Origin of the sequence: Oceaniovalibus sp. ACAM 378 (genome assembly GCF_008085915.1) — a bacterium.
Taxonomy (GTDB): Bacteria; Pseudomonadota; Alphaproteobacteria; order Rhodobacterales; family Rhodobacteraceae; genus Oceaniglobus.
The window spans coordinates 25,283-47,833 of the sequence record NZ_VSJK01000012.1; the positions used below are offsets into that span (position 1 = coordinate 25,283).

The 22,551-nt window shown below is 63.1% G+C and carries 22 protein-coding genes and 1 tRNA gene; 8 read left to right on the top strand and 15 right to left on the bottom strand.

All coding sequences use genetic code 11. The annotated features are described in order from the left end of the window. Positions 1–238 precede the first annotated feature (238 nt). The gene (locus FQ320_RS16440; protein WP_148474178.1) at positions 239–1,423 is read right to left on the bottom strand and encodes a hydantoinase/carbamoylase family amidase; all 1,185 of its coding nucleotides are present in this window, start codon (positions 1,421–1,423) and stop codon (positions 239–241) included. A 202-nt stretch (positions 1,424–1,625) separates the two neighbouring features. Between FQ320_RS16440 and FQ320_RS16445 the strand changes: the two genes are divergently transcribed. Continuing rightward, positions 1,626–2,285: a histidine phosphatase family protein gene (locus FQ320_RS16445; RefSeq protein WP_148474180.1), complete on the top strand. Its 660-nt coding sequence runs from the start codon at positions 1,626–1,628 to the stop codon at positions 2,283–2,285. 51 nt (positions 2,286–2,336) lie between these two features. On the opposite strand, the gene FQ320_RS16450 is transcribed toward FQ320_RS16445, so the two are convergent. The 11 genes from FQ320_RS16450 to FQ320_RS16500 form a co-directional block, all read right to left on the bottom strand. Further along, entirely contained in the window at positions 2,337–3,068 is a 732-nt protein-coding gene (locus FQ320_RS16450; RefSeq protein ID WP_148474182.1) for an SDR family oxidoreductase, read from the bottom strand. Beyond that, positions 3,065–3,628 carry a DUF3833 family protein gene (locus tag FQ320_RS16455; protein ID WP_148474184.1) on the bottom strand — a complete coding sequence of 188 codons (564 nt, stop codon included), beginning with the start codon at positions 3,626–3,628 and terminating at the stop codon, positions 3,065–3,067. Before FQ320_RS16455 ends, FQ320_RS16450 begins: the two co-directional genes overlap by 4 nt. Positions 3,629–3,937: 309 nt before the next feature. Then, a complete protein-coding gene (locus tag FQ320_RS16460) occupies positions 3,938–5,128 on the bottom strand; it encodes a DNA recombination protein RmuC (protein WP_148474186.1) in 1,191 nt (396 codons plus the stop codon). Beyond that, positions 5,125–7,005: a DNA mismatch repair endonuclease MutL gene (gene mutL / locus FQ320_RS16465; RefSeq protein WP_148474188.1), complete on the bottom strand. Its 1,881-nt coding sequence runs from the start codon at positions 7,003–7,005 to the stop codon at positions 5,125–5,127. Before mutL ends, FQ320_RS16460 begins: the two co-directional genes overlap by 4 nt. 48 nt (positions 7,006–7,053) lie before the next feature. Then, entirely contained in the window at positions 7,054–8,364 is a 1,311-nt protein-coding gene (locus tag FQ320_RS16470) for a pitrilysin family protein (protein WP_148474189.1), read from the bottom strand. Next, positions 8,361–9,785 carry a pitrilysin family protein gene (locus tag FQ320_RS16475; RefSeq protein WP_148474191.1) on the bottom strand — a complete coding sequence of 475 codons (1,425 nt, stop codon included), beginning with the start codon at positions 9,783–9,785 and terminating at the stop codon, positions 8,361–8,363. Before FQ320_RS16475 ends, FQ320_RS16470 begins: the two co-directional genes overlap by 4 nt. 230 nt (positions 9,786–10,015) lie before the next feature. Next, complete coding sequence (locus FQ320_RS16480) at positions 10,016–10,573, bottom strand: DUF3035 domain-containing protein (protein ID WP_255509555.1); 558 nt, start codon at positions 10,571–10,573, stop codon at positions 10,016–10,018. A 52-nt stretch (positions 10,574–10,625) separates the two neighbouring features. After that, positions 10,626–11,141 (bottom strand): signal peptidase II, encoded by a 516-nt coding sequence (lspA, locus tag FQ320_RS16485; protein WP_148474193.1) that lies wholly within the window; start codon positions 11,139–11,141, stop codon positions 10,626–10,628. A gap of 1 nt (position 11,142) precedes the next feature. Next, positions 11,143–12,747, bottom strand: coding sequence for a bifunctional phosphoribosylaminoimidazolecarboxamide formyltransferase/IMP cyclohydrolase (gene purH, locus FQ320_RS16490; protein ID WP_148474195.1), 1,605 nt, complete (start codon positions 12,745–12,747; stop codon positions 11,143–11,145). 33 nt (positions 12,748–12,780) lie between these two features. Next, positions 12,781–14,487: a heparinase II/III family protein gene (locus FQ320_RS16495; RefSeq protein ID WP_148474197.1), complete on the bottom strand. Its 1,707-nt coding sequence runs from the start codon at positions 14,485–14,487 to the stop codon at positions 12,781–12,783. A gap of 130 nt (positions 14,488–14,617) precedes the next feature. After that, positions 14,618–15,889 carry an RsmB/NOP family class I SAM-dependent RNA methyltransferase gene (locus tag FQ320_RS16500; RefSeq protein ID WP_148474199.1) on the bottom strand — a complete coding sequence of 424 codons (1,272 nt, stop codon included), beginning with the start codon at positions 15,887–15,889 and terminating at the stop codon, positions 14,618–14,620. A gap of 95 nt (positions 15,890–15,984) precedes the next feature. Between FQ320_RS16500 and FQ320_RS16505 the strand changes: the two genes are divergently transcribed. After that, complete coding sequence (locus FQ320_RS16505) at positions 15,985–16,242, top strand: DUF1674 domain-containing protein (RefSeq protein ID WP_255509556.1); 258 nt, start codon at positions 15,985–15,987, stop codon at positions 16,240–16,242. 71 nt (positions 16,243–16,313) lie between these two features. Here FQ320_RS16505 and FQ320_RS16510 read toward each other — a convergent pair whose 3' ends face one another. Both FQ320_RS16510 and dapB read right to left on the bottom strand, forming a co-directional pair. Next, entirely contained in the window at positions 16,314–16,676 is a 363-nt protein-coding gene (locus tag FQ320_RS16510) for a dihydrodipicolinate reductase (protein WP_148474201.1), read from the bottom strand. Between the two features lie 50 nt (positions 16,677–16,726). Next, positions 16,727–17,548: a 4-hydroxy-tetrahydrodipicolinate reductase gene (gene dapB, locus FQ320_RS16515; protein ID WP_148474203.1), complete on the bottom strand. Its 822-nt coding sequence runs from the start codon at positions 17,546–17,548 to the stop codon at positions 16,727–16,729. Between the two features lie 98 nt (positions 17,549–17,646). Here dapB and rbfA point away from each other — a divergent pair, with 98 nt between their 5' ends. The 5 genes from rbfA (at position 17,647) to FQ320_RS16540 (ending at position 21,274) form a co-directional block, all read left to right on the top strand. Next, a complete protein-coding gene (rbfA, locus tag FQ320_RS16520; RefSeq protein WP_148474205.1) occupies positions 17,647–18,060 on the top strand; it encodes a 30S ribosome-binding factor RbfA in 414 nt (137 codons plus the stop codon). Between the two features lie 2 nt (positions 18,061–18,062). Next, entirely contained in the window at positions 18,063–18,803 is a 741-nt protein-coding gene (locus tag FQ320_RS16525; RefSeq protein WP_148474207.1) for a phosphodiester glycosidase family protein, read from the top strand. Between the two features lie 114 nt (positions 18,804–18,917). Then, positions 18,918–19,820, top strand: coding sequence for a tRNA pseudouridine(55) synthase TruB (gene truB, locus FQ320_RS16530; RefSeq protein WP_148474208.1), 903 nt, complete (start codon positions 18,918–18,920; stop codon positions 19,818–19,820). Then, a complete protein-coding gene (locus FQ320_RS16535) occupies positions 19,817–20,344 on the top strand; it encodes a DUF1643 domain-containing protein (protein WP_148474210.1) in 528 nt (175 codons plus the stop codon). Before truB ends, FQ320_RS16535 begins: the two co-directional genes overlap by 4 nt. Before the next feature lie 120 nt (positions 20,345–20,464). Then, positions 20,465–21,274 (top strand): division plane positioning ATPase MipZ, encoded by an 810-nt coding sequence (locus FQ320_RS16540; protein ID WP_148474212.1) that lies wholly within the window; start codon positions 20,465–20,467, stop codon positions 21,272–21,274. Positions 21,275–21,313: 39 nt separating this feature from the next. Here FQ320_RS16540 and FQ320_RS16545 read toward each other — a convergent pair whose 3' ends face one another. After that, the gene (locus tag FQ320_RS16545) at positions 21,314–22,237 is read right to left on the bottom strand and encodes a hypothetical protein (RefSeq protein WP_148474214.1); all 924 of its coding nucleotides are present in this window, start codon (positions 22,235–22,237) and stop codon (positions 21,314–21,316) included. A gap of 228 nt (positions 22,238–22,465) precedes the next feature. On the opposite strand from FQ320_RS16545, the gene FQ320_RS16550 reads away from it, so the two are divergent. Further along, positions 22,466–22,542, top strand: a tRNA-Met gene (locus FQ320_RS16550). Positions 22,543–22,551: the final 9 nt, after the last annotated feature.

The following is a 22,551-nucleotide window of genomic DNA, read 5'->3' on the forward strand; positions in this document are numbered from 1 at the left end:
CGCACCCGGAACCAACCGGGGGTGCCGATGGATCCGATCTCGCTTGGGTTTTATACCGTCGTTTGCGGTGTGCTCAGCATGTTCGCCGCAAGATTGGGCGGGCGATGCCCCGTCTGGGCATCAGTGCGGCGGTCGGGCTGGTCGCGGCGACTCTGCTGCCTCTGCCGAAGGGCGCCTTGCCCGAATACTGAAGCGGGAAGGCGTTACTGCGAAAATTCCGGATCAAAACAATCCGGCGCTAGACGATCCGCGATATCCCATCGGCCAACACCCGCAGACCGATGACAAGATCGGCATCGTCCGTATCTTCATCAAAGGCATGGGAAATTCCACCGATCGACGGCACGAACAGCATCGCCACCGGCATACACCGGGACAGGTTCGTCGCATCGTGCAGCGCGCCCGATGGCATCCGCCGCCATTGCCCCGGAACGATTCCTTCCGCCGCCGCTGCCAACGCCCCGGTCAGCCTTTCGTCCATCGCCACAGGCTCTAGCCCCAGCATGTCACCAAATGACAGCGTCAGGTCACGTTCCTTGGCGATTTCGGTCGCGGTATCACGCACCACAGTCTCCATCCGTCCCAGCCGGGCGGTGTCGCCATCGCGCCATTGCATGGAAAACGACACCCGGCCGGGGACTATGGAATGGGCGTTTGGATGCAGCGTGACATGGCCGATGGTCCAGACCGACGCAGGCGTCGCCACATTGCGCATCCGCTCATTCAACCGTTCGTTGAACGCTGAGAGGGCCTGAAACACGTCACGGCGGCGGTCCATTGGCGTGGTGCCAGCGTGATTCTGCTGACCCTGAAGCGTGATCACCATGTCGCGGATGCCGACAATTCCATCGACCACACCGATCTTTTCGCCCGCACCGATCAGCACCGGGCCCTGCTCGATATGCATTTCGACAAAACCGGAAAACCGCGCCGGATCGACGGTGCCGGACTCAAGATGCGCCATACGCGCCCGCGCCTCGGCCAGAGTCACGCCCTGCGAATCGCACAGGGAATCGGCACGTTCCTGAGCCATCGCACCCGACCAGACCGCGCTGCCGGTGGTCACGCCGAATCGGCCTTCTTCGTCCTGAAAACAGGCGACGGACACGCCCGGAACCACACGCGCGACCTCAAGCGCCGAAATCACACCCAGCGCACCGTCCAGCCAGCCGCCTTCGGGTTGACTGTCAGAGTGCGAACCGACCAGCGGACCGGGGGTATCCGACAGGCCGAAAAGATTGCCCATTCCGTCGAAAACCGGGGTCAGTCCCGCCTCGGCCATGCGCCCGGCGATCCATTCGCGCGCTTCGATATCCGCATCGCAAAAGGCTGGACGCACCACGCCCTTGCCGATGCCGCTTGCTCCGAACCCGCGCAGGGTGTGCAGATCGGACAAGAATCGTTCTGGATCTGGCGTGTTCATTTGTGGTCCTCGACTGTTTTCCCGGTGGCGCCGAGTATCCTCTGGTGCGCCGGAACTTTCAATGTTGCCTGCAGCGTTGTGGATGCGAGCGATTTCGCGGCAAACTGCACTCTCTCCAGGTCGCTCGGTCGCAGCCTCCCGGTACGGTCAACATATTGCGCATCGATGGCTTATCGGGCAATCGGGAGGTCAGGGGGCGATCATGGTCGAAATCACATTGGTGCGGCACGGACAGGCGAATGCGCAAGCGACGGACGAGGCCGGGTATGACCGGCTGAGCGATCTGGGGCACCGGCAGGCGCAATGGCTTGGCGACCACCTGAAAGAGACCGGACGGCGGTACGATCACATTCTGTCGGGCACGCTGAACCGTCAGCGTGACACCGCCAGCGCCATCGCGGCCTGTCTGGATTCGCCCATGGAACAGGACGCGCGGCTGAACGAGCTGGATTATTACGGGCTGGCCACTTCGCTGCGCGACGATCATTCCGTGCCGATGCCCGCCGACCGCGACCAGTTTCTGCACCACATGCCGCAGCTGATGACCGCATGGGAGGCGGGGCGTCTGCACTCGCGGCTGGAAACCTTCTCTGCGTTTGAGGGCCGGGTGCAGGCGATGATCGAGCGGGCCGAAGAGCTGGGCGGGCGGGTGTTGCTGGTCACGTCCGGTGGCGTGATCGGAATGGCCATGCGGATTTTACTGCGGCTTGAGGTGGCGAGTTATGCCAATGTCCTGCTTCAGATCAACAATACATCACTGCATCGCTATGTGAAGGGCGGGAACGCCCTGCTTCTGGACACGTTCAACGCCACTCCGCATCTGGAAAGCGCCGACCGGGCCTTTGCACGCACGCATATCTGAGCCGCGATCGGAACACCGGTCTTGCGGGAATGGCAGGAATGGCAGCCACCCCTAGCCGAACAGCCGGAAATACAGCCAATCCGGCAGAAACTGCGTCAGACGGAACATACCGGCAAAGGCAAACGGAAAGCTTTTCTTGAAGCCGTCGCCCTGCATGTGTTCGAACACCTCCTGCGCGGCCTGATCCGGGTCCATGATGAAGGGCATCGAAAAGTCGTTCTTGTCGGTCAGGCGCGTACGGATGAACCCGGGATTGACCAGCTGCACGTCCACCCCGGTCTTGCGCAGCTCTCCATATAATCCTTCGGCCAGATACATCACCCCGGCCTTGGACGCTCCATAGCCGACAGCGCCCGGCAGACCGCGGAATCCTGACAGGCTGCCGGTCATCACCACATGGCCGAAATCCCGCGCGACCATGCCCGGAACGACGTGGCCCATGACCCGCGCGCAACCGGTGAAATTGACGTCGCACATCGCCGTTACCTTTTGCGGATCCCAATCCGCTGCCGACTGTGGCCAATACGCCCCGGCCAAAAACACGACTCCGTCGATTTCGCCAACTTCGGCGGTGGCCCGCGCGACACTTTCATCATCGGTGACATCGACGGTCACAACCCGCGCCCGGCCGGGCAGATCGGCAGCCAGTGTATGCAACCGGTCGGCGGATCGCGCACTCAGGATCAACTCACAGCCCGCACGGCTCAGCCGCTCGGCCAGCGCACGCCCCAACCCTTCGGACGCACCGACGATCCAATACCGTTTTCCTTGCCAGTCTCTCATGTATTCTCCCTCGGGCGCATTGTGGCGACCAGTTCGGCAACCTTGATCCCGAACAATCGGAACTGGCTGCGGTTGATGATGGTTCCGCCCGGAACGATATACATCCAGTCGACCGTATTTAGAACATGCCCACCCACATCCTTTGGCAGGCGAAGGCGATATCGCAACTGTACCGTCGGGCCGCATTGTTCGCCACCGCCTGTACCGATGATATCGTCGGCGGTGGCGTCGAAATGCCCGTTTTCATCCAGCCGCAAGTGCCATGCACGCTCTTGAGTTACGCCATTGTCAAACCGAAAGGACTGGGACAGTACACCTGTGTTGCCTGTCCAGCTTCCGTGCATATCGGCGACGAACCGCGAACTGACGCGCCCGGTGGGTCCAAAGATCACGCCTTCGCAGTGAATCTTGCCGTTCAAATGCTTGCGCAGGTCGAAGTCGGGGCCCAACCCATCGTAATCGGTGGGTTTCTGACCATGGAATGAGGCAAAGCGCGCCCGCAACCACAGAACCACACAAACGCTAAAGCTTCCGATCAATAAACTAAATGCAATTTCCATACCTCAAACACCTTTAACTCCGTGTCCGGCCCGGCAATGCGATGACAGGGGACTTTCAGCGGGCAGGACGAAACGGCATACAGCGCCGTTCCTATCCCAAGCGCTAAGCCGGGGGGGTCGGTTCCCCAGCGGAAGCCGGATTCTTTAGGAGAGGATTTGACCGGCCGCGATCCGCGCAAACAGTGAACCGCGCCAGATCCGGCGGCGGGGCCGCAAATTTGCGCCTGACTTCGGGGGTTTTCGTCAGCAGATCAGGACAGTCCTGCGGGCACAGGCTTTCGCGGGCCGGCGGCGGCGGCGCGTGCTGGCTCAGAGACCTGACGCAGATTCATCCGCCCGGATCACTGCGGGAATGACCGCAGGATCGGAACCGTCGTCCAGTTCTTCGAAATCGAAATTGTCCAATTTGGCCGCACGTTTGCCCGCGCGTTCCGCGGCCGTACCGATACCATCAAGATCGGCACGGGCCTGGGCAAAATGGGTGTTCAATTTGCCGACCCGTTCAACCACAAGCTCGACATCGCGGTGCAGATGGCGAAGCGTCGTGCGGATTGCCCCCGCCTGTGCCCGCATCCGCGCATCTTTCAGGATCGCGCGCATGGTGTGCAGCGTTGCCATACAGGTGGTTGGCGAGACGATCCAGACGCGCGCGGCAAAGCCTTCGCGCACCAGTTCGGGGAAATTGCCATGCAACTCGGCATAGACCGCCTCAGAGGGCAGGAACATCAACGCGCCATCGGCAGTTTCGCCGTCCAGAATATAGCGTTCGGAAATCGCCCGGATATGCCCGCGCACCGCCGTTCGCAGCCCGGCCACCGCCGCCCTTGTCTCGTGATCCGTGGTGGCGCGGCGCAGGGCTTCGTAAGCCTCCAGCGGAAATTTGCTGTCGATGACGATGGGGCCGGGGGGATTGGGCAGATGGATCAGGCAGTCGGCCCGTCGCCCGTTGGACAGGGTTGCCTGCCAAGTGAAACTGTCGCTTGGCAGGGCCTTGCCGACGATATCATGCAGCTGGATTTCGCCAAACGCGCCGCGGGTCTGCTTGTTGCTCAGGATATCCTGCAATGACAGCACGTTGCCCGACAGCTTTTCGATATTCGCCTGTGCCTTGTCGATGGTTGCCAGTCGCTGCTGCAACTGGCCCAATGATTGCGCCGTGCGGCTGGCAGATCCGGCGAGATTCTCGTTCATCCGCGCCGAAACCTCGGCCAGTCGGGTTTCCATCAGGTGCAACATCTGCGTCTGCGCCGCCGCCTGCGCCTCGGCCACATGGGTCAGCCCGCCCGACAACTGCTGCTGACCGTCGTTCAGAATGTGCACCCGCTGCCCCAACTGGCCCATCTGATGGGCCAGCGGGGCAATCATCGCTGCCGTCCGCCCGGCACGACGCAGCGAAACAAGCAGGAGCACAACGACCAGCAGCGCAACCGCCAAGGCAACCGCGGCGACCAGCGTGAGGGGATCGGACAGATCGACCGTGCGCCCGGCAATGGTGATCATGTGCGCCCGAACAACCGTTCGATGTCCGCCAGCTTCAGCTCCACATAGGTGGGACGGCCATGGTTGCACTGGCCCGACAGGGGGGTCGCCTCCATCTCGCGCAGCAGGGCGTTCATCTCTTCGGCCCGCATCAGGCGGCCAGAGCGGACCGAGCCATGGCAAGACATGCGCGACAGCACGGCGTCGATTCGGCTGCGCAGGGTGGTGCTGTCATCCAGATCGTCGAGTTCGTCCAGAATATCGCGGATCAGGGCGGTCGCGTTGACCGTTCCGAGGATGGCCGGAGTTTCGCGAACGGCAATCGCCCCGCCTCCGAAGGGTTCGATGGTCAGACCCATCCCGGCCAGGTCATCGGATAGGTCGAGCAGGCGCGCGGCATCGGCTTCCGCAAGCTCGACGATCTCGGGGATCAGCAGGGCCTGTGCGGCGATGCCCCGGTCGGCCATCTGGCGTTTCAGGCGTTCATAGACAAGACGTTCGTGGGCGGCGTGCTGATCGACGATAACGATACCGGTGGCGGTTTGGGCGATGATCCAGTTTTCGTGCACCTGTGCGCGGGCAGCACCCAGCGGAAACGAACCTTCGTCGGTCCCCTGCGGGGCCTCCTCAGGATCCCCCCCCGAGGAGCGACCGTCAGGAAGCGAGGAGGGCGCCGCCATCCGCGCCATCATCGGCAGCGCCTCGCCAAACCCCGGCGCCTGCGCAATATAGGCGGCGCGCAAAGCCCCCGCCGATGGCCGGTCCATCTGATAAACCCGCGCCGCGCCCGCTGCCGGTTCCGCCCGCATCGCGCCCAAAGCCGCCCCTGCCACTGTGGTCGAGGCCCGGTGCCCCGCCCCGGCCAGCGCATGGCGCAGCGCCGACACGATAAGGCCGCGCGGTAGCCCGGGATCGCGAAACCGCACCTCGGATTTTGCCGGATGCACGTTCACGTCCACCCCCTGCGGATCGCAGTCGAGAAACAGCACCGCCGCCGGGTGCCGGTCCCGGCTCAGCACATCCTGATAGGCAGCGCGCAGGGCGCCATACAGCAGCTTATCGCGCACCGGACGCCCGTTGACGAACAGATACTGAGTCGTCGACGACCCCCGGGAATAGGTTGGAAGTGCCGCATATCCGGTCAACCCGAGCCCCTCGCGCTCGGCCTCGATCTTCAGCGCGTTCTCGGAAAATTCGCGGCCTAGCACCCGGGACAGACGAGCATGCAGCGCATCAAACAGATCGCCGGTACAGGCATCCGCGCGCAGCACCACACGCCCCTCGCCACCGCCGGTCACATCGCGCAGGATGAACGACACAAAAGGCTCGGCCATCGCCAGACGTTTCACCACATCGCTGATCGCCTGCGCCTCGGCCCGGTCGGTGCGCATGAATTTCAGCCGGGCGGGCGTGGCAAAGAACAGATCACGCAATTCCGCCACCGTGCCGCCCGCAATCGCCGCCGGGCGCACCGGATCGGCCAGCCCGCCGGCGACACGCAGACTGGCACCCTCACCCCCCGCCACACGGGACGTCAGGGTCAATCGCCCGACCGCGCCCAGTGATGGCAGCGCCTCGCCGCGGAACCCGAAGGTGTGGATGTTCAAAAGGTCGGAGCCATCGATCTTGGATGTCGCGTGGCGTGCCAGCGCCAGCGGCAAAGCGTCCGCGTCGATGCCGCATCCGTCATCGGTCACCCGGATCAGGGTTTTGCCACCATCGCCATAGGCAATCTCGATCCGCCGCGCGCCCGCGTCGAGCGCGTTTTCAACCAATTCCTTGACCGCCGAGGCAGGTCTCTCGACCACCTCGCCCGCGGCGATCCGGTTGATCGCAGAGTCGTCAAGTTGCCGGATCACCGGACGGTCGTCGTGCATGTTGGGGGTATGGGCTGTCATGCCACAACCGATAGCATGACAGCATTTGATTCGGCCATGCCGCGCGGATCAGTCGCTTTGCAATCCACCGGGCTGTCCGACCACCACAAAATGCAGATCTTCCGGGCGAAAGACGCGTTTCGCCACCCGTTTTATATCGTCGAGCGTCACCGCGTTCACCTTGTCGTTGCGGGTGACGATATAGTCGACGGTAAGCCCTTCGGTCTGCATCCCCACAAGTTGTCCCGCGATCCGTCCGTTGCCGTCAAACCGCAGCGGATAGGCGCCGGTCAGGAATGTCTTCGCCGCGTCCAACTCATCCTCGGTCACGCCCTGTTCTGCGATCCGCGCCCACTCGTCCCGGATCACCTCGACCGTCTCGGCCGCCCGTTCGTTGGCGGTCGATGCCTGACCCAGAACCGCCTCTCCGTGGTCATAGGTCGCCAGATAGGTACCGATACCATAGGTCAGACCACGCTTTTCGCGCACCTCGGTCATCAGGCGGGCACTGAAACCGCTGCCGCCGAAAATCTGATTGGCGACGAAAGCGGGAAAGAAATCCGGATCATCCCGTTCAATGCCCGCATGACCAAACACGATCACCGACTGTGGCGTGTCAAAGGGCACCACGGTCACACCCGGCCCGGCCAGAAATTCAGCCTTGCCCGGCATGGGCGCACCCGATTGCGGCAACCCGCCCAGCAGGTCGTCAAGCAGCACGCCAAGTTCACCCGGCGTGATGTCACCCACCGCACCAACATAAAGCTGGTCGCGCACCAACACGTCCTGCCACGCCTGCACGATATCGTCACGAGTCAGCGCAGTCACGGATTCGGTCGTGCCGCCGCCGTCAGATCCATAGGGATGATCGCCAAAGCTCAGCCGCGCGACCGTCGCCGATGCAATCTCGCCCGGGTCCGTCGCGTCACTGCGGATGCCAGAAAGAACCTGTTCGCGCACCCGGTCCACGGCATCCTGATCAAAACGCGGTTCGATCAACGCCTTGCGCAGCAACTCGACAGCCTCCTGGCGGTTTTCGGTCAGGAACTGCGCCGAAACCGACAGGCCGTCGTTCCACGAATCAAAGCCGAAACTGGCCGCCAGCGATTCCCGTGCGGCCGCAAACCCCTGAGCGTCGAGATCACCGGCACCTTCCTCGATCAGCCCGGTCATCAGATTGACCGCGCCACGTTTGCCGGGGCGGTCCAGCGACTGACCGCCTTTGAACCGGATTTCCAGCGCGGTGAACGGGATTGAATGTTCTTCAACCAGCCAAGCGGAAATACCACCGGGCGAAGTGACCTGTTGAATTTCCACTGCCGCACGCAGGGGCAGCGCCGCCATCAGGAACGCACCAAGCGTGATCGCAAACCGGATCATTGCGTTACCTCTTTTTCATTTGTTTCGATGATCGTTGGAGGGCTGGTCTCCAAAGCCGTTTCTGCAGCCGGATCAGGCACGGTTCCGACAGCACCTTCTGGCGCCCGCAGCCATCCGGTCACAGCGTTGTCACGCTGGAAAACCCGGCGTCCCGCAGCAACGATGTCTTCGCCCGTCACCTGTTGCAGCAATTCTGGCCAGACTTTCACATCCTCCAGCGTCAGACCGCTGGTCAGCGCCGAGCCGTAAAGCTGTGCGCGCGCCTGCACCGAATCCTGTCCGTAAATCAACGAGGCGTTCAACTGCATGCGGATTCTCTCCAACTGCTCCGGATCGACGCCGCGATCCAGAAAGGCGGCGATTTCGGCATCCATCAGATCTTCGGCCTGTTGCAGGGACACCCCCGGCACCGGCACGATCACCAACCCGAACGTCGTGTCGTCAAGGTTGATCCCGTCATAGAACGCCGAGGTATACAGCGCCTTGGGGTTGTCGAACTGCAAGGCGCGGCCCAGCTCGCTGGTCTGCGACGACCCGCCTAGTACCGCCGCCAGCAGGGTCAGCGCCGCCGCCTCGGTCTGATCACCCGGATCGCGTTCGGGGGCCAGATAGGTGCGGATCACATAGGGCTGGGCGATTCGCGCATCCTTAAACAGCATGCGGCGTTCGGCGCGCTGTGGCGGTTCCTGCGGGCGCAGGCGTTCGGGCAGGTCGGGCGTCGGAGCCAGCGCGCCGTAATGTGTTTCGGCAAGCCTGCGCACCTCGGCTGGATCGACATCGCCCGCCACAACCAGAACCGCGTTGTTCGGCGCATAATACCGGCGATAGAACGACAGCGCGTCGTCCAGCGTCAACGCCTCCATCTCGTGCTTCCAGCCGATGACCGGAATGCCGTAGGGATGATTTTGATACTGCGCCGCGTTTCGCTGCTCATTGAACAGCGCGCCCGGATCGCTATCGGTCCGCTGGGCGCGTTCCTCGATCACCACCTGACGCTCGGTCAGAATATCGCGACCGTCCAGTTGCAGATCGCGCATCCGGTCCGCTTCCATCTGCATCACCAGGTCCAACCGGTTTGCCGCGACCCGTTGATGATAGGCGGTGTAATCCTGACTGGTAAAGGCGTTGTCCGTGCCGCCATTGGCCGCGACGACCTTGGAGAATTCGCCCGGTTCCAGAGTATCGGTGCCCTTGAACATCAGATGTTCCAGATAATGCGCGATGCCGGATTTGCCCGGCGGTTCGTCCGCCGCCCCAACCCTGTACCAAACCATCTGAACCACGACGGGGGCGCGGTGATCTTCCAGCACCACCACCTCCATCCCGTTGTCCAGAGTGAACGTCGTCAGCTCATCCGCCAAGGCGGGCAGCGGCAGCAGGGCAAAAAGCGAGAACGCAAGGCGGATCGGCAGGCGCGGCATGACATCTCCTGTTACGGGGGAACCCCGGGCAATATGTGTGGTGTCACAACCCGTCTGCAACCCGCCCGACAAAGACGTGACCCAAAGCGTTTTAGATTCATATAAAATAACAAAGAATTGAAATGCGCGTTTGACCACCACGACAGGCTGCGCATTTCCAGGCCTTGAACCGGCCGACCCCAACTGAGATTGGCTCAGCCCGAATCTAACCGGATCAAGGTGATCCTGCGCTAGCGTTTCGTCGTCTTGGCATCCGGTGGCACTGCGGGGGTGCGGATCCCTGCGGCGCGGAACCGTTCCAGCTCGCTATACTGGTCCAGTTCGTACTTCCGATAGGCCTTGAAATAGACGCTGACGTTGAACAACCGCTCCAGCAGCCGCCCGTCGTTGTCCTTGCGGAACTGCAGGTCAAGCGATGCAAGCTGGGCGCGGATCGCCGGATCGGTGCCGAACCGCGTGGTATGTCCGATCAGAGCAGCGTCATTCACCCCACCGCCCGACAGGCGCGACGGATCGCCGCCCAGCGCCGCGATGGCATCGGCCTTGGGCGTCGGATCGGTCCGGTTGGACCCACCCGGCGTCGGCGCCGGAAGTTCACTGAAATTCGTCGGAGCCTGAAGCTGTTTGGTCGGCAGGATGGCAAATTCATCCGGGCCCGCGCCGGTCTTCTTCAGGTTCATCAGGCGCGGTTCATCTGAAGAACTGCAACCCGCAAGCAGGCCCAGCACCAATGCTGTGGCAAGACCTCTTTGCCCGAACCCGGCTATCATGCGTATCGCGCCTGTCATCTGCGCCTCCCTCGTGCCTCGCAGCACGGTTTATCCGATTGGCACCGCGCCGTCACGGGGTCTTTTGTCTGCGCGATTTACGCGGCTTTCCGCCCTTGTTGGTTTTACTGCTGCCCGAGGTAAAAAGGACCAGCCCCAACGCCCCGGCAAAGATCGCAATATCGGCGACATTGAAGGCATAGGGGTTCTCCAAGCCGCAACACGACATGTTGAGAAAATCCGCCACCGCGCCATAGATCAGCCGGTCGATCACATTGCCAACCGCGCCCCCCACCAAAAGCCCGCCCGAAATCATCGCCCACCGCCCCTGACGGTCGCGCCACATCCAGATCAGCACCCAGACGGTGATCGCCACAGCGACGACAATCAGAATCCAGCGGGTCAGATTGCCTTCATCCGCCAGCAGGCCGAAGTTGACCCCCCGGTTCCACGCCATCCGAAAGTTCAGATAGGGCGGCCAGACATCGATATCGCCCACCGACCTCAGGTTCAGCCGGTGCACGACAATGTATTTGCTGACTTGATCCAGCAGCAAAACGATCCCGGCCGTGATCCACAATACCCGCATATCAGTGCCTGAAATGTCGCATGCCGGTAAACACCATGGCCAGCCCGGCCTCGTCGGCGGCGGCGATCACGGCGTCGTCCTTGACCGATCCCCCCGGCTGGATCACCGCCGTTGCGCCCGCTTCGGCCAAAGTCAGCAAACCGTCGGGAAAGGGAAAGAACGCATCCGATGCAGCGACCGATCCGCGGGTCAATGGTGTGGTCAGACCCAAGGCCTCGGCCATGTCCTCGGCCTTTCTCGCAGCGATCCGGGTGCTGTCGACCCGGCTCATCTGGCCCGCACCGATGCCGACGGTTGCGCGGGAATTGGCATAGACGATGGCGTTGGATTTCACATGTTTGGCCACGGTCCAGGCGAACAGCAGATCGTCCAGCTCGGCTTCGGTGGGCTGGCGCTTTGTCATCACGCGCAGATCGGCGCGCGCCACATGGCCATTGTCACGATCCTGCACCAGCATCCCGCCCGCCACCTGTTTCAGGGTCATCCCGCCAGCCCATGGATCGGCAAGCCCCGAGGTGGTGAGCAAACGCAGGTTCTTCTTCTTTGCAAAAATACTCACTGCACCGGCGTCCGCCCCGGGCGCGACGACGACTTCGGTAAATATCGCTGAAATCAATTCCGCTGTTTCGGCGTCCAGCGGTCGGTTCAGCGCCACGATCCCGCCGAATGCGCTGGTGCGGTCACAATCAAAGGCCCGCTGGTATGCTTCGGCAAGGGTCGCGCCGGTGGCCACGCCGCATGGGTTGGCATGTTTGATGATTGCGCAGGCGGGCGGGCCATCGGCGAATTCAGAGATCAGCTCAAACGCCGCGTCGGTATCGTTGATGTTGTTATAGGACAGCGCCTTGCCCTGATGTTGCTGTGCGGTCGCCACGCCGGGGCGGACTGATCCGTCAACATAAAATGCCGCGCTTTGATGTGGGTTCTCGCCATAACGCAATGATTGCGACAGCGCGCCCGCAAACACCCGGCGCCGCGGCACCGGCTCGCCGATCGCACCGGCCATCCAGGTCGACACCGCGGCGTCATAGGCAGCGGTGCGGCCATAGGCGATCTGCGCCATGCGCTGCCGGAACGCGAGGGTCGTCCCGCCCTTAGCCAGTTCGTCCAGCAAAACAGAGTAATCTTCCACATCGACGACGGTTGTCACAAAGCCATGGTTCTTGGCCGCACCACGGATCATCGCCGGGCCGCCGATGTCGATGTTTTCGACACAGGTGTCATAATCCGCGCCACGCGCCACTGTTTCCTCGAACGGGTACAGGTTGACGACCAGCAGATCGATGCCGACGATCCCATGGGCCTCCATCGCCGCCACATGATCGGCATTGTCACGCAGCGCCAGCAACCCGCCATGCACCGCCGGGTGCAGCGTCTTGACCCGCCCATCCATCATTTCCGGAAATCCGGTCACATCGGCCACGTCGCGCACTGTCAGGCCCGCATCGCGCAACGCCTTTGCCGTGCCGCCGGTCGACAGCAGTTCGACACCCTGACTGGCCAGCGCCCGCCCCAGATCGGCCAGCCCGGTCTTGTCGGACACCGACAGCAAGGCACGGCGAATTGGAAATCGAGCAGAGGTTCGGTCAGTTGCGGTATCGGTCATGCGGGCTCCTTACGCAGTGGATCGGTCTGTGGATCAATCAACGAGCATCATGTCTTCACGCTCCAGGTCGCGGATCGTATCGGGGGTATCCTGCGCCTTGGCAAGGGTCCAGCTTATCCGCGTGGCGTAATCCACCGCCACCGCAGACAGCACAATCTGGCGCGTCGCCCGGGGTGCCAGACGTCCGCGCTCCAGATATACCGAAGGTTCCAGCGTCAGTTTCGCATCGCCTGAATGGCGGAAAACCCATATTTCGCCGCTTTTCAGCGCCATCGAAACCGCAGTGCCGCCCATATCAAGCTCGGCATCCACATCCGGGTGCAGATGGAACCGCAGCTTGAACCGCACGCCTTTCAGTTCCAATCCGTCCAGCGCGCGGTCGAATTGCCGTTCGTCGCTTTTCTCGACCGTGGCCAACACATCTTCGCCATGCACGCCGCGTCCGTCGAAACTCAGATACAACTGCCGCACATGGGTCAGCCCATGGGTCGCCAGATACCCGTCGTGCCCGGCGATCAAACCGCTGGACAGGTCCGAATTGCGCGGCTCGATCCGCACATCCCGGGGCGCGTCGACCAACAGTTCGGCCATACGCCCGTCGATCACCCCCGCCACTCCCAGCCGCGCCGAGGAATAGCCCTCGATCGCCAAGGTCGAATGGGACGGCGTTGCGCGGCCCGCCCGGCGCCATTTTTCGCCAAAGGTGCGCCCGGACCCGCAATTCACCACCAAAGGCCGTCGCCCCGAGGTCAATTCGAACGCCAGAGTGCTCGCATGACCCTGAGCGCTGGCGTCGCGCACCGGCGGGGATGCGGCATCCACAAGGACCGAAGTGCGCCCATGACCCAACCGATAGAATCCCATCGCCAGCCCCTCGCGGCGTCCGCCCTTGATGCCGCTCGCCGCAAGCGCCTGATCCAGCCGCCCTTCTATGCCGCGCCCACCACCGTGAAACCGCGCCAGCCCGCCGTCTGCATGGCGCAGGGCGCGCAGGGCCGGGGCGATACGCTCCAGCGCCGCAAGATGCGCCACCCCCGGCGCGTGGCCGGTTTCGCGCAACGCCGCAGCGGCCCATGACAGCAGGGTGAACACCTCCATCAACTCTTCGGGATTGCGGGTCGGGATTCCGCCCTGTTCATCGATCTGCGAGATGCATTCGCGCCCCAACGCCTTGACGGCGGGCGAAAGGTGGCGATCCATCCCTTCAAGCGAAATTCCGGCATAGATCAGGCCGGTCAGCGCCTCGAAGCGGGACAGACCGGGGGACGCGGCGGTCCAGCGGTGGGCAAGGAAATTGGTTTGCTGTGCCAAACTGCGAAAGAACGCCTGACTGCTGCTGCCGCCCTGTGCGTTCAACAGCACGATGGCATGGTGAATCCAGCGGATCAGCCGCCGCCCGGTCAGATCCGGCGTCCAGCCCGGGCCGGTGCCGCGCCCGAACCGGGTGATCCAGGCATGGGTCCAGGTGCGCATGCGCAGGTTTGCCGCACCGTCGCCCACCGCCGCCAGATCGTCGATCCAGGTGAAGCCGTGCAATTCTTCCTCGAAGGCATGATCGGGCATCGGCAGATCCCAGATCGCGGTATCCGGCGCCTCGACCAGATACCCCGCGAACAGGAAATTACCTGCGGAAATCTGCCGCCCCCGGGCGAACGACCCGATGGTGCGGGGCTCCGGCTGCGAGACGAATCCGGTCGCGGGCGCGCTGAGCGTGCTCAGCCGCGCGCGAATGCGGTTCATCCAGCGCGTCTTGCGCGCTGTCCATGGTTCGGATCGGGACACTGCCTGCCTTGCCTCGCCTTGTAATGCGGGGTCGTTGGCGCACATTCTACGCCGACCGGGCCGGGCTGTCATGGCAAAAAGCGCCCGATCACTCCGGTCGGCGGAACCGCGTAATAAAGAAACCGTCCATTCCGCCCATCTCGCTCTGGTAATCCGGGCGCAGGCGCAGGCCGATCCCGGGCAGGATCCAGTCATCGTGAATGCCGGGCAGATTCAATGGTCCGGTTTCAACCGTCAGCCCCGGATGACGGGCAAGGGCGGCGGACACCTGTTCCTCGCCCTCTTCGGGCAGCAGCGAACAGGTGCAAAAGACCACCCGCCCGCCGGGCTTTACCAGCCGCAGCGCCGCGTCGATCATCGCAGATTGTTGCGCAACCAAAGGCGAGAAATCCAGATCGCGCTTGGCCTGAGGCAGGTCGGGGTGGCGGCGGATCGTGCCGGTGGCCGAACAGGGCGCGTCCAGAAGCACCGCGTCAAACAACGGCGCGTCATAGGTCAGCGCATCAGCCACCACCACTTGCGCGGGCAACCCACAGCGCGCCAGATTTTCGTGCATCCGCACCATCCGTGGCTCGGAATTGTCCAGCGCGGTGACATCGGCCCCCGCCGCCGCCAGTTGCAGTGTCTTGCCTCCCGGCGCGGCGCACATGTCGAGCACCCTTTCGCCCAGTTGCACGTCCAGCGCCCGCGCAGGCAGCGCCGCCGCGGCATCCTGCACCCACCAATCGCCGCTGTCATATCCGTCCAGCGCCGAAACCTGACCCTTGACGGTCAACCGGACCGAACCCGTGGGCAGGACGATTCCGCCCAACCGCTCGGCCAGCGCCGCCCCGTCGCCATCCTTTGGCGTCAGATCCAGCGGCGGAGTGGCGGCAAACACCGCCTCCATCTCCGCGACGACCTCTTTGCCGTAAATCGCCAGCAGCCGTTTGCGCAGGGGTTTGGGCAGACGCGGCAGCGGCAGATCATCCCATCCGCCCTTGCGCAGCACATTGCGCAGCACGCCGTTGGTCAGCCCTGCCTGCCCCGCGGCATGGCCGTCCGAGCGCACCAGATCGACCGCCGCGCTGACCGCACCATGTTCGGCGGCGCCTTCGACAAAGATTTCATAGATCGCCAGCCGCAGCGCATTGTGCACCTTTGGCCAGGGCTTCATCCGCAGGAACGGCCCCAACGCGCGGTCGGCCCGATCCATCCAGCGCAGGGTTCCGGCAGCCAACCGCCCGGCCCGTGCACGTTCGGGCGGCGAAAGTGGCCCAAGGACCGGCCCCGTCACCTCGGACAGCAGGCGGCCTTCGTCCAGAACATGGGCAATAAGCGTCAGCGCGGCCTGTCGCGGCATATTGGCGGTGCTGGTCATGGCGCGATCTCCGAGGCTGAAACAATGCGGCGGGTTGCGAATGCTCCGCGCCGACGTATATCTGCAATACGCCGTGCAACAGCAGGAGCGCAACCATGGACGACCCGACCAATAAGCCGACCAATAACCCGACCGAACGACTGGCTGATCAACAGGCCGATCAGCAGCCCGAAGAAATGGCCGAACCGGCAACCGAACTTCCGCCCGCCGCGCTTCGCGCGCTGGCCGAGGCCGAGGAGAGACGCGCGAAAGCGCCGCCGCCTGATTTGCCCACTGAGTTGGGCGGGCGCGACGGACCCGAACCCGTGCGCTATGGCGACTGGGAGAAAAAAGGGATCGCCATTGATTTCTAGGGACGGCGTTTTCTAGGAGCTGCCAGTTCCAGAGCGTTGTATCTCACGGTCAGCGATGACCTAGGCGGGACTCAGCGCAGGGTCAGATCGGCAGATTCGCCCGCGCCCTTGTCGGCAATGAACCGCAGGATCGACTCGCTCACCTGAACCCGCTGGCAATTCTGTGCCAGTTTTCGGCTGCCGTAGCTCAGATCGCGGCAGAAAAATCCGTCCGACCAGTTCCAACTGCCGGTGACTGCGGCACCAAACGCCTTGCCGCTGATTCCGCCATCCGGTGCGACGTTCAGCCGGATTCCCAACCGCGTCAGCATGCGCCCGTCGACCAGTTGCACGAAATCCGCCCTTTGCGTCACGGTTCTGAACCCTTCGGCAAGCGCGGTACCTGCTGGAAAGGCAAGACAAAGGACGGCAGCAAGGGCTCGGGTCCGGCGCATGATAGCTCTCTGAATTCCATCCCATGACGGGAACGGTTTTCCCGACGATATCACTTGGTTGGCTTCAGCCCCAGAACATCCAGCATGTCATAATGCCCGGGTGCCCGGTTCGCGACCCAGAGTGCCGCCTTCAGCGCGCCACGGGCGAACAGGCTGCGGTCGCTGGCCCGGTGACGCAGGGTGATCTGTTCGCCGTCCGCCGCGAACATCACGTCATGATCGCCGATGATATCGCCGCCGCGCACCGCACTAAATCCGATATGCCCGGGCACCCGCGCGCCCGTAATTCCGTCGCGCCCCCGGTCAGCAACATCAGGCAGGGCAACGCCGCGCCCATCCGCCGCCGCCTGACCCAGCATCAGCGCAGTGCCCGATGGCGCGTCGACCTTGTGGCGGTGGTGTGCCTCGATCACTTCGATGTCGTAACTGTCGTCAAGCGCCGCTGCGACCTGTTTCACCAGCAAAGTCAGCAGGTTTACCCCAAGGCTCATGTTGCCCGCGCGCACAATGGCGGTACGTTCGGCGGCGCGGTCAATGGCGGCGATATCGCCATCGCTCATCCCCGTGGTGCCGATCACATGGGCGACTCCAACATCGGCGCAGAGCGCGGCCAGCGAAACGGTTGCGGCGGGGGCGGTGAAATCAATCACCACCTGCCCATTGCCCAAAGCAGCCCGGGCATCATCGGTCACGATTATACCCGAAGCCGCCCCGCCCATGGCGGTGCCCAGATCCTGCCCGATCCAACCATGCCCGGCCCGCTCAATGGCACCGGTCAGCCGCATGTCCGGGCTGGCTGTGATCTGGTCAACCAGCATCCGCCCCATACGCCCTGACACGCCCGTCACCACAATTCCGGTTTGCCGTTCCATGTCCTGCCTCCGCTAAAATCCGCCCGAGGTTTATCCGCTTTGCCGCGCCGCGCAAACCCCCGGTTGCACTGGCCGGGGAAGCGGCTTAGATCGGCTCCATGGCCAAGAACCGTTTCACCAGCGACTCCGGACCGTCCAACCGCCAATTGCGGGTTGGCGAATTGATCCGTCGTACCCTGTCGGATATTCTGATGAAGGGCGGGATCCACGATTCCGACCTCAATCAGCGATCAATCACCGTATCCGAGGTGCGGACCTCTCCCGATCTGCGTGTGGCGACGGTGTTCGTTTTGCCGCTTGGGGGTCAGGATCAGCCCGGAGCGATTGCCGCGTTGAAGCGCAACAAGGGCGAAATCCGCCGCCTTCTGGGCCGCGAGATCACGCTGCGCAACGTGCCGGAACTGCGTTACCTGATCGACGACACGTTCGACCGGATGGACCAGACCCGCGAATTGCTGAACCGTGAAAATGTACGCCGCGATCTGGACAACGACACGCCGGACGAAAGCTGATCATGCGCCGTTGGCTTGCCGCATTGGCCGTGCTGATTCTGCCGCAGGCAGCTTTCGCTGAACCGGTCTGCGAAACCGTCACCTTCGACAACGCTCCCTTCACTGTCTGCCGTGTCCGTCTGGCCGATGATCCGCTGCGCCTGTGGCTGAACGATGGGACGGGCGCGCCCTTTGGCAGCTTTCGCAACATTGACCGGGCGCTGCGCGAAGAAGGCAAGGCGCTGGGTGTGGCGATGAACGCCGGGATGTATCATTCCGACCGTGCGCCGGTCGGGCTTTATATCGAAAACGGCGCGGAAAAAATGCGCGTCGTCACGTCGGAAGGGCCGGGGAATTTCGGCCTGCTGCCCAACGGTGTGTTCTGCGTGACCGGCGCAAAGGCCGCGGTGATCGAGACCCGCACCTATGCCGCAGCGCCGCCTTCCTGCGATTTCGCCACCCAGTCCGGGCCGATGCTGGTAATTGACGGAGAATTACACCCGAGGTTCCTGGAGGATGGCACGTCACGGTATATCCGTAACGGCGTCGGCGTATCGGCGGACGGGTCAGAGGTGGTGATGGCGATCTCAAACCGCGCGGTGAACTTTCACCACTTTGGCCGGCTGTTCCGCGATGAGCTGGCGACGCCAAACGCGCTGTTTCTGGACGGCAACATTTCACGGCTTTACGCGCCACAGATTGGCCGGTCGGACGGCGGATTCCCCATGGGACCGGTGATCGGCACCGTGACGCAGGCCGACTGATCGGGTCGAACAATGGACCAATTTATGACGCAGACCGGGTCGGTCTGAACAAGCCAGGCGGATTGACGCGCCCGGCCCCGCCCGCTAGCAGCCGGACGAAACAGGAGATCATCCATGGGCAGACGCAAAGGGCGCGACATTTCCGGCTGGCTGGTGGTCGACAAACCCGCCGGGCCGACATCGACCGCCGTGGTCAACAAGGTACGCTGGGCGTTTCAGGCCGCCAAGGCAGGCCATGCCGGCACGCTTGACCCGGATGCGACCGGGGTTCTTGCCATCGCATTGGGCGAGGCAACCAAGACCGTGCCGTATATCACCGATGCGTTGAAGGCATACCGCTTTACCGTCCGGTTTGGTCAGGCCACCAACACCGACGATGCCCAGGGCGAGGTGACAGCAACCTCTGACCTGCGCCCGACGGACGAGGATATCCGCCGCGCCTTGGTGCCACTGACCGGCGATATCGAACAGGTGCCGCCGCAGTTTTCGGCGGTCAAGATCGACGGTGAACGCGCCTATAAACGCGCCCGCGACGGCGAAACCATGGAAATCGCGTCCCGCCCGCTGTTTGTCGATGAACTGACCCTGCTGTCGCGCCCCGATCCCGACCATGCCGAACTGGAAATGGTCTGTGGCAAAGGCGGATATGTCCGCGCCATCGCCCGTGATCTGGGCATCGCGCTGGGCTGTCACGGGCATGTCGTGTCGCTGCGCCGTACCTGGTCGGGGCCGTTCGATGTCGAGGATGGCCTGACGATGGAGCAGGTCGAGGCGATGGCGCACACACCCGAGCTGGACAATCACCTGTTGCCACTGGAAACCGGACTGGCCGATCTGCCCGAGGTCCGCTGCACCGCCGAGGGCGCTGCGCGGCTGAAGAACGGCAACCCCGGACAGGTCATTTCATCCGATGCCGAATACGGAGACGAGGCATGGGCGTCGTTCGAAGGCCGGGCGGTGGCAGTGGGCATCTATCGCAGTGGTGAGCTGCACCCGTCGCGGGTGTTCAACAATTGATCGAACGCGGCTTTCAAAAGGGCGATGCGGCGTCTCTGGCCGTGTATTCCGACTGTGAACGCTATCGCTATGCGCTGACCCGCACATGGGAAACCAGCAAGGGTCGGATCGCCTTTGTTATGCTGAACCCGTCCACCGCAACCGAGATGCAGAACGACCCGACCGTCGAACGCTGCGAGCGGCGGGCGCGGGCGCTGGGATACGGCGCGTTCCGCGTGACCAACATTTTTGCCTGGCGCAACACCGATCCACGGGAAATGCGCGCCGCGCCCGATCCGGTCGGCCCGGCCAATGACGACGCAATCCGCGACGCCGCGCTGTGGGCGCAATTGGTGCTCTGCGCCTGGGGCACCCATGGCGCACATCTGAATCGCGGTGCCGAGGCAGAGCGGTTGCTGCGCGCCACCGGAGCCCCGCTGTTTCATCTCGGGCTCAGCAAGGCAGGGCATCCGAAACATCCGCTTTACATCGGATATGCCGAACAGCCGCGCCCCTGGTGCGACACACCCGCCTCGGCAGTGTGAAAACAGCCCCGCCGGTGGCACTAATATCGCTTTTGGGGTGACCACTGCTTTTCTTGCCGAATCCCTGACCATATAGTCCCGCCAAACCGTCGTCGGGCGGATGGAATAAAGGGCAGGCTGTTGGCGCATATAATCGTCGTCGGAAACGAAAAGGGCGGATCGGGCAAATCCACCACATCCATGCATGTGGCCACTGCGTTGGCGCGCATGGGGCATCGGGTGGGGGCGATCGACCTTGACCTCAGGCAGCGCAGTTTCGGGCGCTATGTCGAAAACCGTCGGCATTACCTGTTGAAAAAGGGGATGGAACTGCCGACCCCCGATTACCGCGATCTGCCCGAAATCGATCAGGCGGCGCTGGCCCCCGGCGAAAATGTCTATGACCGCCGGTTGTCCGCCGCTGTTGCGGGGATGGAAGAAACCAGCGATTTCATTCTGATCGATTGTCCCGGCAGCCACACCCGGCTTTCGCAGGTCGCTCACTCGCTTGCCGATACTTTGATTTCGCCATTGAATGACAGTTTCGTCGATTTCGATCTTCTGGCACGGGTCGACCCGGAAACCAGCCGGATTACCGGGCCTTCGGTCTATTCCGAAATGGTCTGGAACGCGCGGCAATTGCGCGCGCAGGCTGGCCTGAAGCCGATCGACTGGATTGTCGTGCGCAACCGTCTTGGCGCGCAGCAGATGCACAACAAGAAAAAGATGGGCGAGGCTTTGGGTCATCTGGCCAAACGGATCGGATTTCGCGTTGCCCCCGGTTTTTCCGAACGGGTGATCTTTCGCGAGTTGTTTCCCCGCGGGCTGACCCTTCTGGATCTCAAGGATATGGGCGTCGGCAACCTGAACCTGTCGAACATCGCCGCCCGGCAGGAACTGCGCGATCTCATCAAGGAACTGCGCCTGCCCGGCGTCACGCCCGATTTCTGAGCAGCCCCACCCGGTCCAACGTCGAACGGCAGGCGGCGATCACGAGCCGGTTCGGCGAATCCGTCCTGCCAGCCTTTGCATTTGCGGCACCAGCCACGCAACACATTGGCTGGTCACCGGAAACATCTGACGTGCCGGTCTTGTCGGCCGCGCGGTGACGTCCTGCTGTGGCGCCAGTGGTGCAAGCCGCCTGCGTCCCTTGTCGGTCGCCGGAACCGAGGGCAGGTCGGGGCGCAGGCGGCCCCCGCCCGCCCCGGACGGAACCAAGGGCCGCAAGGCGAATTCTCGGGCACAGCGACGGCTGAGGAGGCCGCCGAGCAGTGCGGTAACCACGGCGAGCAGAATCAGCGGGAGACGCATTCCCGACGGGCGCGGAGCCGTCAGCCCCACCAGCCGCCCCTTGGAATACAAAGCCACAGGCAACAGGCGATCCGCAAGCGGCCAACCGGAAGCGGCCAAAGCCTCTTTTGTCAGACGATCCAGCTCAGTCGATCCGCCGACCTCGCCCTGAATATTGATGATCGGGCCGACCGGCCCGACGTTGGTAAGCTCCGGCAGATATCTTGCGGGGTTCAGAACCTCGACCTCGGTCAGCGGGCCGGTGACATGCAGGTATCCCAGAACCGGTGCCAGAGTTCTGTCCGCCCCGATTTCGGCCGCCAGCATCGGATAGACAACCGCGCGCTGTCGCTTCAGGCCCGATCGGAACACCACCTGCAACGGCATCGACGTGTCGATCTGCGCCCGCAACTGCACCTCACCCGTTGGCCCCGTGTCACGCCCTGATTCGAAATCCTGCACCGGAACAGCGGCGGGCGGGCCTTCACGCAATGCGATCATCCGCGCCGCGGCCTGCTGCGAATCGTCATAGATAAGCACCAGCAAAACCGCCGCAGACAGCATCGACAAGCCATAGACAGCGGCGGCTTTTGGAAGGGATGGAAGCCCGGGAAGGCGGCGCATGGGAAACTCCGGTTTCAGGTTAACTCCATGTCGTCCTGCACCTTGGCATGAGTAAGGCAGAATCGGCCCAAGTGGCGGTAAAAACGGCTTTTTTCGCAGATCGGCGAAACCTCGCAAGCCCCATCGGCGATCTCCGCCGACACACCCAAGTTCGGTCTGCAAATGGCCCCGGCAACCGTTTCCGTTTGACAGCCATGCCCTGCTTGAGTATTCGGCGCCCATGTGAATGGCGTGGTAGCTCAGCTGGTTAGAGCACAGCACTCATAATGCTGGGGTCGGCGGTTCAAGTCCGCCCCACGCTACCACATAAAATT

Coding starts and splice junctions, on each gene's coding strand:
- dapB (WP_148474203.1), bottom strand. CDS start 17,548: ATGGAACGGCAAACCGGAATTGTGGTGACGGGCGTGTCAGGGCGTATG.
- FQ320_RS16500 (WP_148474199.1), bottom strand. CDS start 15,889: ATGACCAGCACCGCCAATATGCCGCGACAGGCCGCGCTGACGCTTATT.
- FQ320_RS16455 (WP_148474184.1), bottom strand. CDS start 3,628: ATGGAAATTGCATTTAGTTTATTGATCGGAAGCTTTAGCGTTTGTGTG.
- rbfA (WP_148474205.1), top strand. CDS start 17,647: ATGGCCAAGAACCGTTTCACCAGCGACTCCGGACCGTCCAACCGCCAA.
- purH (WP_148474195.1), bottom strand. CDS start 12,747: ATGACCGATACCGCAACTGACCGAACCTCTGCTCGATTTCCAATTCGC.
- FQ320_RS16480 (WP_255509555.1), bottom strand. CDS start 10,573: ATGACAGGCGCGATACGCATGATAGCCGGGTTCGGGCAAAGAGGTCTT.
- truB (WP_148474208.1), top strand. CDS start 18,918: ATGGGCAGACGCAAAGGGCGCGACATTTCCGGCTGGCTGGTGGTCGAC.
- FQ320_RS16510 (WP_148474201.1), bottom strand. CDS start 16,676: ATGCGCCGGACCCGAGCCCTTGCTGCCGTCCTTTGTCTTGCCTTTCCA.
- FQ320_RS16450 (WP_148474182.1), bottom strand. CDS start 3,068: ATGAGAGACTGGCAAGGAAAACGGTATTGGATCGTCGGTGCGTCCGAA.
- FQ320_RS16525 (WP_148474207.1), top strand. CDS start 18,063: ATGCGCCGTTGGCTTGCCGCATTGGCCGTGCTGATTCTGCCGCAGGCA.
- FQ320_RS16460 (WP_148474186.1), bottom strand. CDS start 5,128: ATGATCACCATTGCCGGGCGCACGGTCGATCTGTCCGATCCCCTCACG.
- FQ320_RS16545 (WP_148474214.1), bottom strand. CDS start 22,237: ATGCGCCGCCTTCCCGGGCTTCCATCCCTTCCAAAAGCCGCCGCTGTC.
- FQ320_RS16475 (WP_148474191.1), bottom strand. CDS start 9,785: ATGCCGCGCCTGCCGATCCGCCTTGCGTTCTCGCTTTTTGCCCTGCTG.
- FQ320_RS16440 (WP_148474178.1), bottom strand. CDS start 1,423: ATGAACACGCCAGATCCAGAACGATTCTTGTCCGATCTGCACACCCTG.
- mutL (WP_148474188.1), bottom strand. CDS start 7,005: ATGACAGCCCATACCCCCAACATGCACGACGACCGTCCGGTGATCCGG.
- lspA (WP_148474193.1), bottom strand. CDS start 11,141: ATGCGGGTATTGTGGATCACGGCCGGGATCGTTTTGCTGCTGGATCAA.
- FQ320_RS16495 (WP_148474197.1), bottom strand. CDS start 14,487: ATGAACCGCATTCGCGCGCGGCTGAGCACGCTCAGCGCGCCCGCGACC.
- FQ320_RS16505 (WP_255509556.1), top strand. CDS start 15,985: ATGGACGACCCGACCAATAAGCCGACCAATAACCCGACCGAACGACTG.
- FQ320_RS16445 (WP_148474180.1), top strand. CDS start 1,626: ATGGTCGAAATCACATTGGTGCGGCACGGACAGGCGAATGCGCAAGCG.
- FQ320_RS16470 (WP_148474189.1), bottom strand. CDS start 8,364: ATGATCCGGTTTGCGATCACGCTTGGTGCGTTCCTGATGGCGGCGCTG.